Origin of the sequence: Fibrobacter sp. UWB15, assembly GCF_900177705.1 — a bacterium.
Classification (GTDB): Bacteria; Fibrobacterota; Fibrobacteria; order Fibrobacterales; family Fibrobacteraceae; genus Fibrobacter.
In genome coordinates, this window is record NZ_FXBA01000011.1 from 28798 (window position 1) to 43449 (window position 14652).

At 50.3% G+C, this 14652-nt stretch carries 13 protein-coding genes; 8 read left to right on the plus strand and 5 right to left on the minus strand.

Annotation, left to right across the window (positions count from 1 at the left end):
* Positions 1-44: 44 nt before the first annotated feature.
* From B9Y58_RS12715 to B9Y58_RS12735, 5 genes are all read left to right on the plus strand, one after another.
* Positions 45-896, plus strand: a complete 852-nt coding sequence (locus tag B9Y58_RS12715) for a sigma-70 family RNA polymerase sigma factor (protein WP_073057730.1) — start codon at positions 45-47, stop codon at positions 894-896.
* A complete protein-coding gene (locus B9Y58_RS12720) occupies positions 896-2611 on the plus strand; it encodes a tetratricopeptide repeat protein (RefSeq protein WP_073057728.1) in 1716 nt (571 codons plus the stop codon). Before B9Y58_RS12715 ends, B9Y58_RS12720 begins: the two co-directional genes overlap by 1 nt.
* 74 nt (positions 2612-2685) lie before the next feature.
* The gene (locus tag B9Y58_RS12725; RefSeq protein WP_073057726.1) at positions 2686-4593 is read left to right on the plus strand and encodes a tetratricopeptide repeat protein; all 1908 of its coding nucleotides are present in this window, start codon (positions 2686-2688) and stop codon (positions 4591-4593) included.
* Positions 4580-5047 carry a septal ring lytic transglycosylase RlpA family protein gene (locus B9Y58_RS12730; RefSeq protein WP_233247971.1) on the plus strand — a complete coding sequence of 156 codons (468 nt, stop codon included), beginning with the start codon at positions 4580-4582 and terminating at the stop codon, positions 5045-5047. Before B9Y58_RS12725 ends, B9Y58_RS12730 begins: the two co-directional genes overlap by 14 nt.
* Before the next feature lie 119 nt (positions 5048-5166).
* The gene (locus B9Y58_RS12735) at positions 5167-5355 is read left to right on the plus strand and encodes a hypothetical protein (protein WP_073057724.1); all 189 of its coding nucleotides are present in this window, start codon (positions 5167-5169) and stop codon (positions 5353-5355) included.
* Positions 5356-5365: 10 nt separating this feature from the next.
* On the opposite strand, the gene prmC is transcribed toward B9Y58_RS12735, so the two are convergent.
* Positions 5366-6307: a peptide chain release factor N(5)-glutamine methyltransferase gene (gene prmC / locus B9Y58_RS12740; RefSeq protein WP_158278365.1), complete on the minus strand. Its 942-nt coding sequence runs from the start codon at positions 6305-6307 to the stop codon at positions 5366-5368.
* A 5-nt stretch (positions 6308-6312) separates the two neighbouring features.
* Complete coding sequence (gene prfA / locus B9Y58_RS12745) at positions 6313-7380, minus strand: peptide chain release factor 1 (protein ID WP_073057722.1); 1068 nt, start codon at positions 7378-7380, stop codon at positions 6313-6315.
* Positions 7381-7461: 81 nt separating this feature from the next.
* Between prfA and tsaA the strand changes: the two genes are divergently transcribed.
* Positions 7462-8262, plus strand: coding sequence for a tRNA (N6-threonylcarbamoyladenosine(37)-N6)-methyltransferase TrmO (tsaA, locus tag B9Y58_RS12750; RefSeq protein WP_233247972.1), 801 nt, complete (start codon positions 7462-7464; stop codon positions 8260-8262).
* Here the strand turns inward: tsaA and B9Y58_RS12755 are convergent.
* Entirely contained in the window at positions 8230-8862 is a 633-nt protein-coding gene (locus B9Y58_RS12755) for an NUDIX hydrolase (RefSeq protein WP_073057720.1), read from the minus strand. The two genes, tsaA and B9Y58_RS12755, sit on opposite strands and share 33 nt — an antisense overlap.
* Positions 8863-9097: 235 nt before the next feature.
* On the opposite strand from B9Y58_RS12755, the gene B9Y58_RS14960 reads away from it, so the two are divergent.
* Positions 9098-10060 carry a GGDEF domain-containing protein gene (locus B9Y58_RS14960; protein WP_233247973.1) on the plus strand — a complete coding sequence of 321 codons (963 nt, stop codon included), beginning with the start codon at positions 9098-9100 and terminating at the stop codon, positions 10058-10060.
* 5 nt (positions 10061-10065) lie between these two features.
* Here the strand turns inward: B9Y58_RS14960 and B9Y58_RS12765 are convergent, their stop codons facing one another.
* Together B9Y58_RS12765 and B9Y58_RS12770 are read right to left on the minus strand one after the other, a co-directional pair.
* On the minus strand, positions 10066-11271 hold the full coding sequence (locus B9Y58_RS12765) for an MFS transporter (protein WP_083532355.1): 1206 nt from the start codon (positions 11269-11271) through the stop codon (positions 10066-10068).
* A gap of 36 nt (positions 11272-11307) precedes the next feature.
* Complete coding sequence (locus B9Y58_RS12770) at positions 11308-12468, minus strand: class I SAM-dependent RNA methyltransferase (RefSeq protein WP_073057718.1); 1161 nt, start codon at positions 12466-12468, stop codon at positions 11308-11310.
* A 52-nt stretch (positions 12469-12520) separates the two neighbouring features.
* Here B9Y58_RS12770 and B9Y58_RS12775 point away from each other — a divergent pair, with 52 nt between their 5' ends.
* Entirely contained in the window at positions 12521-14647 is a 2127-nt protein-coding gene (locus B9Y58_RS12775; protein WP_073057716.1) for an FISUMP domain-containing protein, read from the plus strand.
* Positions 14648-14652: the final 5 nt, after the last annotated feature.

Genomic DNA, 14652 nt, shown 5'->3' on the forward strand with positions numbered 1-14652 from the left:
TCTTCAAGGAAATTTCCTATGAAGAATTGAAGGTATGTATTTCTATGAGTGATGCAAACGAAGCGCTTTATTTTAGGGACCTCAACAGGTTTCCGACCCTGAGTCCTCAGGAAGAAGAGGCTCTTCTTGCGATTATCAAGAGCGACCAGGCGGAAGAAATCCGCAAGTCGGCCTTGCAGCGCCTGATTCGAGGTAACCTCCGTTTTGTGGTGAGTGTCGCAAGAAAGTACCAGGGGCGTGGACTTTCCCTGCTTGATTTGATTAACGAAGGAAATATCGGGTTGTTCAAGGCGGCAAAACGCTTTGATATGGGAAAGGATGTCAAGTTTATTTCTTACGCGGTCTGGTGGATTCGCCAGTCAATCCAGAAAGCCCTGTTTGAACAGGTGGGTGCGGTCCGAATTCCGCCCAACAAGCTTGCCTTGGTAAACCGCTTTAAGCGTGCCTTGATGCAGAACGACGGTGACTACGATCGTACCATAGCCATGGACGAATTTGCGCCGTTTGAAAAGGATATCGTCGAGGTCATGGAAAAAATCGTCGATATTTCGCTGGATGCCCCCATTGGCGACAGTACGAATGTCGGCGGTAGCGGAGACACGGTCAGTACTCTCATGGACGTTTTGGGTTCCGATGGAAACCAGGACGAAGACATGGAAAAAGATGAACGCCGTAAGCTCATCCAGGAAACCTTGTCCGCTCTTCCGCAGCGTGAAGAAGAAATTCTGCGCATGTTCTACGGGCTTGATACGGTTGAAGATACGACCCTCAAGGATATCGGTGAAGACCTGAAACTCAGCCGCGAGCGCGTGCGCCAGATTAAGAACAAGACCTTGCGCCGTTTACAGAAGAGCAAGGAACACAAAGAAAAACTGGCTGACTTTTTGGAAAAGTAATGACGAATTCGTCCTCGGCGGCCCGCAGAGCCGCATACTTGTTTTTGACACTTTGTTGCGGAGCCCTGCTTGCATTTGCGGGCTTTCGCATTTATGATCTTTATGGCCCCAGTAAAATTTCTGTAGGTGGAATCCCGTACGGTCTTCCGGCAGGAACGACTATCGTCCGTGGTGATACCCCAGATTTGACCGCCGACATGGCCAAAGTGCCGGTGCAGGTGCAGACTGAACTTCGCCGTGCAACGGAACTTGCCCGTTCGGGTTCTTACCAGGCTGCCTACGATATTTTTGATGGTGTCGTCGTGTTGTACCCGGACCTTTTGCCGGCTCTTTTGGGACAGGTGACTACTTTGTTCGAAATGGATTCCTTGACGGAATCCCAACAGGACCGCCTTTCTTTATTAATCGGTAAATTGCAGGCCCGTCTGCCGGGTTCTGGCATTGCCGCTTACTTGGAGAGCCGTCGTATTTACCAGACAGGTAACACTTCGGCTGCTTTGGAATTGGCCCGCGTTGCTTCTGAACGTGCTCCTGCCCTTTACCAGACTCGACTTTGGTATGGTCAGCTTTTGTTAGAAACGGATCGTTTCTTGCAGGCTGCAAACGAATTCAAGACCGTGGTGAGCCTCTCTAGCGGCGATGTGCCTGCGGCATACGAAATGTTGGCGGAACTTTATCACCGTAGCGGACAGCTGGACAGCTGCGCTGCCCTTGTGGAATACGCCCTTTCGCAGTACCCGGTGAACGTGAAACTTTTGCTGTTGCAGGGCTACATGGATGAATACCAAGGACATTTTGATTCTGCGGAAAAGATTTACCAACGTATTTTGGCCTTTATGCCCGACTATGCTCCGGCCCGTTCTGCTGCGGCAACGCTGGGCGAAAAATCTCCACCGGGTCCGGGAAATGGCGTGGTGCTGTCCCCGCAGGACCGCGCCCAGACGGCATGCGATATTTTGGAACCCATGGTGGAAAAGTATCCCGAAAATCTTCCTCTTAAAGAAGCTTTGGGTCGTGCTTATTTGAAGGGACGTCAGTTTGACCGTGCACGCACCCAGTTCCAGGAAATCCAAAAGATAGATCCGGAGTACCCTGATATCCAGCAGCGCATTCAAGAATCGAATATTACCCGTCCTGCTCCGATTACCAAGAACGACGGTCTGACAGCAAACTTGAATCGAGCCGTAGATAGCCTGCGAGGAACGCTTGCTCCGTCTACAGTTCATGATTTCTCGACGATGCTTGGCCATTATGTTGTTCGTTACGGTGCAACACCTAAGGAATTCTTCAAGAAGTATTCTATTTCGAATTTTAGACCTGTGGCAAATAATGTCTGGCAGGAATCGTTCTACATGTCGCCTTACAAGCATACTTATACGGTTGTCTTTGATTCTTTGAATCACTTCCGCGAAGTCCATGTGGTTGTTTACGATTCTTCTTCTAGCTCGAACCATTTTGGAATTGCTCCTGAAGTTTATACCAGACTCCTCAAGCAGAACTCCAGAATCTCTGGTGTCGGCAACAGTACCGGCGAAACGGATTGCGGTGACGGCTTGATTATCGATGCGGCCGTGTGGGAAACCCAGGACAACTTCGAAATGCTTGCCCGTGTCGTGGGTAAACCTGCCGAAGTCCGTATGGTCCGATTTGACAAGACGGCGCTCCCGCCGGGCCTCAAACTGTGCGACTACACCAGGTACCTGAACCAATACTAATGTGTAGTGTGTAATGTGAGATGTGTAAATAGTCATTACACATTTCACATCTGTTTTTTTGTATCTTTATCCTCATGATGCGATTCCGCTATATGGCGCTTGTAATGTTCGCCCTCGTGTTCGAGGGGTGTACTTGCTGTGCTTACCTGAACCACATGTTCAATGCGGAACGCTTGGATGAACAGGCCGGTGAAATGCGCCAAGCCCGCTTGGACAGCATTCCCGATAGCGAAAATTCTCTGCCTGGTTCCGAAGAACGCCAAAAGTACGACAAGATTATCGAAAAAGGTTCCCGTGTCTTGGAGCGATTCCCCAAGAACAAGAAGCGTACTGCCGAAGCAGTGTTCTTGATTGGTGAAGCTTTCCGCCACAAGCATGAATGGGGCAAGGCCATTACCAAGTACGACGAATTCGAACGCTACTTTGCCGACCACGATTCCATGAGGGCGGTGGAATACCAGCGTGCCTATTGCCTTTACCGTAACCATGAATTTAATATCAGCCGTTTTGCCTTGGAACCGGTAATCGCCTCGAAGGATCACCCCTATTACTTCCAGGGGTTGAATCTTCTTTCGCTTTTGGACGAACAGGCTGAATTCCCGGATCAAGCCATCGCCTCTTTGGAAGCGGTCTTGGCTGATACGGCGGGAACGCCCTATATGCGTGGCAAGGCCCATTTCAGATTGGCAGGTCTCTATTTCAAGAAAGAAAATTGGGATAAGTCTCGCGAACATTACACCGCTAAAGAAATCAAGGAACTGAACCCGCGCGAACAGCAGACGGCTGGGGAACAGGCGGCAGAATGTTTGGCAAACCGCAAGGAATATCTGCAGGCTGCCGACGAATACAAGGAACTCTACAAGAATCCGGAATATGAAACTAAGCAGCCGGAATATCTGGTGCGCATTGGCGAACTGACCATGCTGGGTGGACGTTATCCGGATGCCATTATCATTTTGCAAAAGGTGAATACGGAATACCCCCGCACTGAATTTGCGTCGCGCAGTTATTTCTGCTTGGGCGACTACGAACAGCACAAGACGATTGACTACGACAAGGCTGTTATCTATTACGACAGTAGCTTTACTTCTCGTACGGTTAGCAAGTGGGGCCAAGAAGCCCGCGAACGTCGCGATGCTCTGAAACGCTTGATTGCCATGCGCAACCAGAACGACAAGGATCGTAAGGATTCGATTCCGAACGTGGATAATTTCTTTAAGTCGGAATTCCTGATTGCAGAACTGTTCCTGTTCAAGCTGGACGAAGTCGACAGTGCAATCACACGTTTGAATTCGGTGATTGAATCGGGTGATAGCGCGAAGGCCTTGCGAGCGTTCTACGCCAAGGCATTTATCTATGATGAATACATGCACGATCCCGATGCTGCCGAAGAAATCTACAAGGAAATCATCGAAAAGTATCCGGATACGGAATATGCGAAGCAGGCTCAGGTGAACTTGGGTATGCGCGTGACTCTGAAGACCCGCGAAGATTTGGCGAAGGAAAAGTACATGGAAGCCGAAAGCCTTTGGACCGTCGCCGCAGAAATGCCCTTGGATAAAATGGATCAGGTGGATTCCGCTTACGCCCGCGCCTTTACGCGTTTCGATAGTCTGTATCAGGAATATCCTGAAACACAGTCGGGTATCCAAGCGCTTTATATGAAGGCCATGTACTTCCAGATGAATCCGGAACGAGTCGACAGTACTATGCTTACCTACAAGCTCCTTCGCGACAAGTACGGCCAAACGCCTTGGGGCAAGAAGGCTGCTTCAATGATGAATACCCGCCTGACCATTACCGACCAGGATTTGGAACGTTTGCGCAAACGCGTCAAGAGCAGCGAAGATCATGTGAATAGGCTTTCTGCCCAGTATTACGAAAATTTGAACAAGGCTCCTGAAGAAAAGAAGGCTGAAGTCAAGAGCCAGGAAGATGAAATCCTTGAAAACACCTACAACAGCATGTATGATTTTGAGTAAGCGCATCGTTTTAGTTGTGCTCGCGATGTTTGTAGCGGTGCTATTGTCTAGCTGCGCCGATGGAAATGCAAAGATTGCCTCCCGTCAAGGTTACGAAAGGTTCCCCGAAGATACTCAAGCTCCTCAAAAGGGTAAAAAAGGCAAAAAGACTGCTCCAATCGGAAAGGTCATGAAGGGGCAAGCAAGCTATTACGGCCCCGGATTCGACGGCAAGAAAACGGCTAGCGGTGAAATTTTTAATCAGAACGCAATGACTTGCGCCCACAAGACTTTGCCTTTTGGCACCAAGTTGCGTGTGGTCCGTGACGACACGGGAGCTTCTGTCGAGGTGCGCGTCAATGACCGCGGCCCCTTTGTGCGCGACCGCATTATCGATTTGAGCGCTGCCGCCGGCAAAAAGCTTGGCCTCGATAAAGTCGGGCATGCTAAAGTTACCGCAACTGTGATAGAGTAATTTACACCCCCAAAAAATGAAATGAGCGTCTGTCAAAATATGACAGACGCTTAATTCTATATTTACCTGCACAGAAAAACACTAGTACGTTTGTGTGTTTTTCTTGAATAGAGGTAAATATGTATAGTGAAAACAATCTTTGGAATAACTCCGGTTTCTCGTCCTTCAAACGCCGCATTGACGAACAATTGCAGTTGAATGGTTTCGATGATACCTTTGTGGATGACGAAACCCTGCTGCCGTTTTACCGTGCGGGCGAAAGCGAAACCTACGTGCTTTCTGCACTCGGCTGCGCTGTGGGTTTGTGATGGTTTTCTGCTACTTGTTCTTGTAGCTAACAAAACGAATGTTGCCGCAGTAGTCCTTGTGGATTCCTGCGAATTCAAGCCACGGATAGTTGGCGGCTTCATTCTTCAAGACTTCGGCTTGTTCAGACCCGATTTCCAAAAGAATCGGGGCGCCAGCGCTTAGCTTGCTTTCGGTTTGCTGTAGGAGCTTGCGGACAAGGTCAAGACCGTCGGGGCCGCCGCCATAGAGGGCGAGCGCCGGGTCGAACTTGTCGACTTCGGGCTGGAGCTTCCCTTTTTCGCCGTCGGGAATGTAGGGGAGGTTTGCAACCAGGCAATCAATTTTTTTATCGGCATTACCTGCGGCCTTCGCAATTACGTCGTCGGTGACGGCGTCCAGCAAGTCGCCTTGCGCAAAAGCCAGATTCGAACCTTCGCCGTTTGCGCCGAGGCTGTTGGCTTCGGCATTTTCGCGGGCGAGCGAAAGTGCGTCTTCGGAAATGTCAGTCGCGAGCACTTTCGCTTCGGCGATTTCTTTCGCGCAGGCGATAGAAATCGCCCCTGTTCCCGTGCCCACTTCTACAATGAACGGAGTTTCGATACCCTTGAGTGCTTCCTTCGCCATATCCACGAGGGTTTCGGTTTCTGGGCGCGGGATCAGCGCCCGCTTATCGCACTTGATAATGAATCCGCGAAAGCTGGTGTCGCCAATAATATGCTGCAGCGGTTCGCGGTTTGCGCGGCGTGCCACCATCTGGCGGAGCACATTGAGTTCGGCCTCCGTCAGCGGCTTTTCAAAGTTCAGGTAAATGTCCATGCGGGACTTCATCTGAAGTCCGTGGCTGATGATGTATTCGGCATCCAATCGCGCGTCAGGAATTCCCTTCTTTTCGAAGAATACCTTGGTGCGGTTCAGAATTTCAAGTACGGTCATCTGCGGCATTTTCTTGTCATGCCCGGTTTGACCGGGCATCTCCATTAAGCATTGAACTTTCCGAGCTTTTCCTGGGCGTTCGCCATCTGGAGTCCGTTGATGATTTCGTCGAGGTCGCCAGTGATGACTTTGTCCAAATTATAGAGAGTAAGACCGATACGGTGGTCGGTCACGCGGTTCTGCGGGAAGTTGTAAGTACGAATCTTGGCACTACGGTCACCCGTGCCCACCAAGGCCTTACGGCTAGCAGCTTCTTCCTGTTCCTTCTTGGCAATCACGGCGTCCAAAATCTTGGAACGCAGCATTTCCATAGCGTGCAAGCGGTTCTGCAGCTGGCTGCGTTCGGTCTGGCAGCTCACCACCACGCCTGTCGGAATGTGGGTGAGTCGTACGGCGGAGTCCGTCTTGTTAATGTACTGACCGCCAGCGCCCGAAGAACGGTAAGTGTCCATGTGAATGTCCGCTTCGCGGATTTCCACGTCGACTTCTTCGGCTTCGGGGAGAATGGCGACGGTTGCGGCAGACGTATGTACGCGCCCCTGCGTTTCGGTCTCGGGTACGCGCTGCACGCGGTGCACGCCACTTTCGAACTTGAGTGTACCGTACACGCTATCGCCTTCGATAAATACGCGGATTTCCTTGTAGCCACCCACGGTGCCTTCGCTTGCATCTTGGATGGTCATCTTCCAGCCCATGCGGCTGCAGTAACCCTGGTACATGCGGAACAAGTCGCCTGCAAAGAGTGCGGATTCGTCGCCGCCGGTACCGCCGCGGATTTCGAGCGTGGCATTGCGGTAATCCCACGGATCCTTCGGTACCATCAGAATCTGGAGTTCGTCGGTAATGCCCGGCAATTTCTTTTCGATATCGGAAAGTTCCGACTTTGCCATCGCGACCATTTCAGGGTCGGAATCGCCGAGGGCGGCCTTCCATTCTTCCTGGTCGTTAAGCATTTGCAGGTATTCCTTGGCCTTCAAAACGGCCTTTTCGATACCCTTGTACTGCTTGTGAATCTTGTTGTAACGGGCCTGGTCAGAAAGAACATCCGGATTCCCGAGTTCCGATTCCAGTTCCTCGTACTTTTCAATCAATTTTTTAGCTTTATCTTTCATCGGGAGCAAAGGTAGAAAATGCAGACAGTAGGCAGTAGACAGTAGACAGTAAAAAGGGTGTTAAATTCTATATTTTCCGCCGTGAAAATTTCTTCAATCGGCACATTTTACGGCGATGCCGTGTACAAGTACGACGCTCCTCGGCAGGGGAGGCTTTTTGCTGGGCACCCAGGCCGTATCGTGTTGAACGAGGGACAGAATTTCGAGATGGCGCTTCGCGACCTAGACGGTTTCGAACGCATCTGGGTCATATTCCAGTTTCACGAGAACGAGGGGTGGCGCCCGACAACGCGCCCGCCGGTACCGCCCAAGGGAAAGGACCGCGTGGGCACCTTTGCGAGCCGTAGCCCTTACCGCCCGAACCCTATCGGGCTCAGTTGCGTACGCCTTTTGAAGATCGAAGGTCTTACTTTGTATGTAGACGAGGCCGACCTGCTGAACGGCACTCCGGTGCTCGACATCAAACCGTACATTCCGATGGCAGATGCCTTCCCGAATGCGCGTGCGGGCTGGGTCGAGGAACAGGAAGGCGACTTGTGGACGGTACTTGCCGACGCCCCCTTCGATGCACAGAACCGCTGGATTGCGGAACGCAGCGATTTCGATCTGGAAAGTTTTGCGCGGGTGCAACTTTCCCGCGGAAATTTTTCGAAGGGTGTTTTCGACAGCACGCGCCGGCGCTTGACCGTTGACGAAAATGCAAAAACGGGAGTGCTTGCCTACCGCACTTTCCGCATCCATTTTAGCTACGACGAATCGGCCCGCAGCGTACTGCTGCAGCGCATTACCAGCGGCTATACCGCCGAAGATTTAAAGTCCGACGCCGAAGACAAATACGGCGACAAGGAATTACATCGTGCGTTTCTGCAATTTATACTTTAAGTACCCCGCCATCTGTAGCGGGTGATTGAAGGTGCCGTCGGCCATTTGGGCCTGCAATTCGTCGTCGCTCAATAGCAGACTCTCGATTTCTTCGGTGCTGTCGAAGTGCGTACATCCGCCCTTTACAACGCCGTCGATAAATACCACGTGGAACTTGCCGCGGTGCCTGTCCGGATTCACGGGAAAAGAGCCGAGGTAACTGATTGTGTCATTCTGAGCGGAACGAATTGGAGTCGAAGAATCTAGACCCGTTCGACTTCGCATCTTCGATGCTTCGCTCAGGGTGACACATTGTTTCTCAATGCCATATCCGCATTCCTCTTGCAGTTCGCGCGCAGCAGCTTGTTCCGGTGTTTCGCCCTTGTCGATGATTCCGGCGGGGAATTCCAACTCAATTTTTCCGGTTCCGTGGCGGTACTGTTCCGTCATGACCCATTTGCCTTCGGTGGTGCGGGCAAGAATCAGCACCCAGTCCGGTTGCCACAGCGTATAGAAATCGTCTATCACCTTGCCATTGGGCAGTTCGCAGGTTTCTTTAGCAACTTTCAGCCAGAGGGTGTCGACCAGATATTCCGAATTCAAAAGTTTCCAGGGTTTCATAAGGGACAATTTAGTAATTGAAATGTAAGATTTTTGCTATTATTGGGGTGGTAGGTGTCAGAATATGAGTGATTTTATTTTTTATGCAGAAGTAAGTGTCATGTGTGCGTGCATATTGATGCTTCTTTTATATAGCATCAAAAAACTCCCGACACCGCAGTTAAAGTTCAAATTGTTCTCCCATTTGGTCGTTTGGCATATCGTCTATTTTGTTAGCGACACAATATGGGCTTTAGTGAATAACGGCGTTATTCCCAAAACAGTATTCAGTGTTTTGGCTGTCAATTATTTAAATGCGGTCATTATCGCTATTGTATTTTACTGCTGCTTTGCCTATGCAGAAATCAGCACTCGGCCAGAAATGACCCGTCTGCAGATTCAATCTCTTCGTAGAAAACTTAGAATTCCGATTTATATAGAATCCGTGTTGTTGCTTGTTTCGTTCGTTGCTATGCCCGAGTTCTGGCTTGACAAGAATTTGGAACCGGTTCCCCTTTATTATTTCATATTAGTGTTCTTGCCGTTCGTCTATATCATGACGGTGACCGTTCGTTGCTTTGGTCGTGTGCTTAAGCCGCATAGTCAGTTGAGCCTGAAGACTTATCTGATTGTGGCTAGCTACACTCCGGGGTGTGTCGTGGCGGGCTCTGCGCAGATTTTCCTTTCGCTTACGACGCCGATTTTCTGTTTCTGGTGTACGATGATTATTCTTTTTGTCTATTTGAATTCGCAGAACCAGTTGATCTCTACGGACTCGTTGACTGGTCTCCATAATCGTAACCGACTTGAAAGCTATTTGCTGCTGCCGCATGATTCCATTGACCATTATGTAATTATGGTAGATGTGGACAAGTTTAAGCAGATTAACGATACTTACGGGCATGTCGAAGGTGATAGGGCTTTGGAACTTGTTTCCAAGGCTCTTAGGAATGCGTGTACCCGCTTAGGAAAATCGGCGTTCTTGTGCCGCTATGGCGGTGATGAATTCCTGATGGTCGTCCCGACAGAAATGCCAGGAATTGCGGTGCGGGTTATCGAAACTTGCGTAAAAGAAGAAGTCTTGAACCGCCCGGCTTCGCTGACTTATGAAGTAAATGTCAGTTTGGGATATGCTCTTTGGGACGGTAACGCTTCAAGCTTTAAGCAAAGTGTTGCCGAAGCCGACTTGATGATGTACGAAGACAAACGCTCGGCGTAATGCGTTTACCCTTCTAATTTATTCTTTTGGTAATGCTTTGCAGTCCATGTGAAATATAGGATGTCTGCAATCACCAGGGCTACCGCGCAGGCGAGGAATACTTGTCGGTGCATTCCGAAATGACCTGCCATGGCGCCGCCTACTAGAATTCCAGAACCGATACCGATGTCCCAACCGCTCAGGTAGGTGCTGTTGGCGGTACCGCGCTGGTCGTGGCGGGCGAGGTTCACGCACATGGTCTGGTAGCCCGGGAATATCAGGCCGAGGCTTGTTCCGATGAGGAATGCCGCAATAAAGAAGGTGGCGGGGGCGTGGCTCGAGGCGAGTATGAAGTAAGCGATTACATTCAGCGTCATGCCCGTGCCGACAAGGTGAATCAAATAGCCTCGGTCAATCAAGCGCCCTGTCATAATGCGATTCAGAATGAGGCCCGCTGCAATCAATGCGTAGAACCAGCCGGAGCCGCCGATGCCAAGCTCCTTGGCATAGAGCGCAATGTAGTTTGTAACCGGACCGTAGGCGAACCCCACGAAGATGAAGTTCACGAACTGCGGGATGGCGCGGGTGAGAAAGAATCGGTCAAGCGAAAGCGGCGCGTGCTGCTTTTTCTCTTTGCGGGGAACGTTCAATGTCTGCACAAGAATCAGGCCGATAACGCACAAAATAATCGAAATCGCAAAGACGATGGTGTCGCCGAAAGCTTCGTACAGGAACATGCCGGTCATGGGGCCGGTCGCAAACGCTAGATTCACGCTAATCCCGAAATAGCCGATGCCTTCGCCGCGGCGGCTTGCGGGCAAGGCGTCGATGGCGACTGTATTGCTCGCCGTGCTCGAGATTCCGAAGAACAACCCATGTGCGAATCGCACCGCGGCAAGAATCGGCAAAATGCCGACGGTCTTGTAGCCCAGGAAACACGCGGTAAATCCGAAGAATGTCCAAAAGTACAAGGGCTTGCGACTCAAGGTGTCCACGAGGAATCCGGCGAACGGCCTGCAGGCAAGCGCTCCAATCGTATAAAGCGAAATAATGAATCCGGCTGTTGCGTTGTCGGTCGCGAATTTCTCGATAATGTAGAGCGGCAAAATCGGGAGCAGCTGGTAAAAACTGAAGAACAGCAAGAAGTTCGCTGCGGCGACCGTCACGAAATTTCGCGTCCACAGCGGTGGTTTTTCTTCAAAGAATGTGCTTGTTGAATTTCCGTTAGACATGTCCCTTCCTTCTGTCTACTGTCTACCGTCTACTGTCTACTTCCTCTCCAGCATTACGATGGTTTCAAGATGCGGGGTGCCGGGGAACAAGTCTAGCGGCTGCACCTCGCGCACGCGGTAACCGTAGCGTTCCCATTCCTTGAGCGAGGCGGAAATTTCGTCGGTGCCGCAGAACACGTGAGCGACGCGGATGGGCTTTCTCATCGCAAGTGCGTGAATTACGCCTGGTTCGCAGCCTTTGCGCGGCGGATCCAGAAGGATTTTTTCCGGTTCGTTCACGATCGGCCGCGGCAGTCGCGTCTGCACGAACATTTCGTCGATTTTACCGGCGATAAAGCGGTAAGACTTTTTAAGGTGCTTGGCCGATGCCTTTGCACAGTCGATCGACGGACCTTCCCATTCGACGCCCAAGACGTCCTTGGCGGCTTCGCCGAGTGCAAAGCTGAACAGCCCGTAGCCGCAGTACAAATCCAAGAAGTGGTCTTCTTTGCTTAAGCTGAGCAAGCGGCTTGCGGCCTTGATCAAGTTGTGAATTTGGCTCTCGTTAATCTGGCTGAAACCCGTGACGGGGTAGCGCAGGCTGAACTTGCCGAGCGACAAGCTCAATTCACGCGGGCCGTAAAGCTGCTTGAAGTTTAGGCCTTCGGTCGGGCGCTTCGATTCTAGGTAGTAGTCCGATTCGGTCGTATCTACGTAGGCGTGAGCCGCCGTCACCTTGAAAGGGGTTTGCTTCAGGGCATCCGAAATCAGCTTGAGCTTGCGCACGATGCTCGCGTCAATCTTCTTGATGTTGAAAATCACTACGCGATATTGGTACGTGCCACGAATAATGATCCAGTTGAGCGCATAGGCGAGCGGTTTGTACGCAGGCGTAATCAGTTTCTCGAACAAGAAATCGTAAATCTTGTTATGTTCTTCGGGTTCGAGCATCGATTCTTGGCGGTCGAACTGCAAGTTGCCCGGCTGCATGAACACGCGGCGCTTACTCGTGGTGCGGTAGGCGCGGGGCATGGGGCTTGCTATCACCTTCTGCGGGTTTCCGGCGAGGCGGTTTACGTCCCAAAATTCCTGAATGGCGAGGTCCTTGATTCGGAGTTCGTCTTTATAGTCGAACATGGCGAGCGATTCGCCGTGGGCGGAGTCGGCTTCGCGGGTGTAACCCGGAACCTGGTGTGCAATGGCTTGTTCAAAGAGCATGAAATAAATTTAGAAATTTTTATATTTTAAACTAGTTGACAGGAGGAAACATATGGAATTCAAATTCCCTGCTGCAGTTTTGGTTACATCTTTTTTTCTTGTTCTTTCTGCTTGTGGCGGAAACGGTTCTACGAATACGGAAGACGACCGCTATTCCGAAATAGACGACGAAGGTGGATCCGAGGGTTCCGAAAACAATAAGGGTTCCAGCGGCACTGAAAAGAATAATTCTTCGAGTAGTTCCAGTAGCAGCAGTTGGTATGTGACGGAATACAGTTCCTCGATTGCATCTGCCGACGAAGTCTTGAATCCGGATATCTCCTATGGCGAATTGATTGACCTCCGCGATGGCCAGAAGTACAAGACCGTGAAAATCGGTGCCCAGAACTGGATGGCGCAAAATCTGAATATCAAGACGGAACGCAGCCAAAAAAGCCGGTATGTAGAAGGCCGCCTTTATGAATGGCCCGATGCCGTAGGCCTTGATTCTTCTCATAACTATGATTCGTTCGCAAGCGAAATTGTAGATTCCATTCTTCCCGAAAACCACACAGGCATATGTCCTCCAGGTTGGCATATTCCGACGGTATTGGAATACGAACAGCTAATTGCTTTCGTCGCTGCAAAGGTTGGCGAAGAACATGTGGGAACGGCTCTCAAGTCGAAGTTCCGCAATGCTTGGCCCGAAGAAGAAGATGAAGAAAGGCCGACAGACGAATTTGGCTTTTCTATTGTATTTGTAGGCTATATGGATGATGAGCTCAGGTATGCTTATTACAATGCTTCGAGTTGGTTCGGTGACATCACCGAAAATGTTTTCTGGGCGTCTCTCCCTAATGAGGGTGGTTATGCTTATGGCTTATGTGTCGATAAAACATCAAAAGCTTCTATTGGTGGTTTTTCTCGAGATGCCTATGTGCCGGTACGTTGTCTTGAAAATAGGGACTTTGATGAAGGCAAAACGGCTGCACCCCAAAAAGGTTCCGTATACGATAGCCTTGAAAATACCTTGACGGATTTACGCGACAATAGGGTCTACAAGACGGTGGTTATCGGTACTCAAATCTGGATGGCTGAGAACCTGAACTATGTAACGGAAGGGGGCTATGCCGATGATTTGGATCGCAGTCGTTGTTTTAACGATAAGCAACTTTATTGCGATAACTATGGTCGACTTTACCGCTGGACAGGTGCCATGGATATACCTTATATGTATGCGGAAAAACAGTACGACGATACCTTAATGCACCAGGGTCTTTGCCCCCAAGGCTGGCACTTGCCTACGAAGGCGGAATTCGATACGTTGATTGCGCATACAGGAGGCTTTAAACTTGCCGGAAAAAATTTGAAATCTGTTGATTTATGGGAAGATGGTGCCCCGCTTGAAGATGAATATTCCTTTAATGCCGTGCCGCTTTCCACTTTCGATGAGTGGGAACGGATCAATAAAATCGGTGCGCATGCCACCTTCTGGAAAACCAACAATCATCCGGATTCTGCAGATGTGCTGTATATTTCGGAGGGGCATGACAATGTTGCCGAAAAGCCTTATCTCAGGTCCAAGTATAAATTCCATGCCGTTCGTTGTCTGAGAAATGAACCTGGTTTTTATGTGTCTCATGCTGTGTATGATAGCTATGTAGATGAACGTGACAGTAAGACTTACAAAACGGTGAAAATCGGCGAAGATACTTGGATGGCCGAGAACCTGGCTTATGCAGGCGACAGCGATCTGCTTGCTGAAGAATCCTGGTGCTATGAAGATGATGAAAGCAACTGCAAGGTTTATGGCCGCCTGTACAGTTGGAATGCAGCAACTCTCGATGGGACAAAGCAGGGCGCTTGCCCCGAAAAATGGCATGTCTCTACCAAGGATGACTGGGAAAATCTCATTGATGCAGTCGGGAGCGGTCCTAGCGTGGGCAAACTATTGAAGGCCCCCGCATTCTACAGTAGCGGACCTGTAAACAAGAATGACTACGGTTTCTCTGCTCTTGGTGCAGGCGTTATCGATACGGCGTACCATGGTCTAGAAACCGAAGCTCATTTCTGGACGGCTAATGCCTACAACGATAGCACCGCTTACTATTATACAATGACGGTGGGGTCAAAGAGTGTGACGAAGTTGGTTAAGAATAAAAAGCAAGGACGTTCTGTCCGCTGCGTTTTGGATAGGTAAGGGGG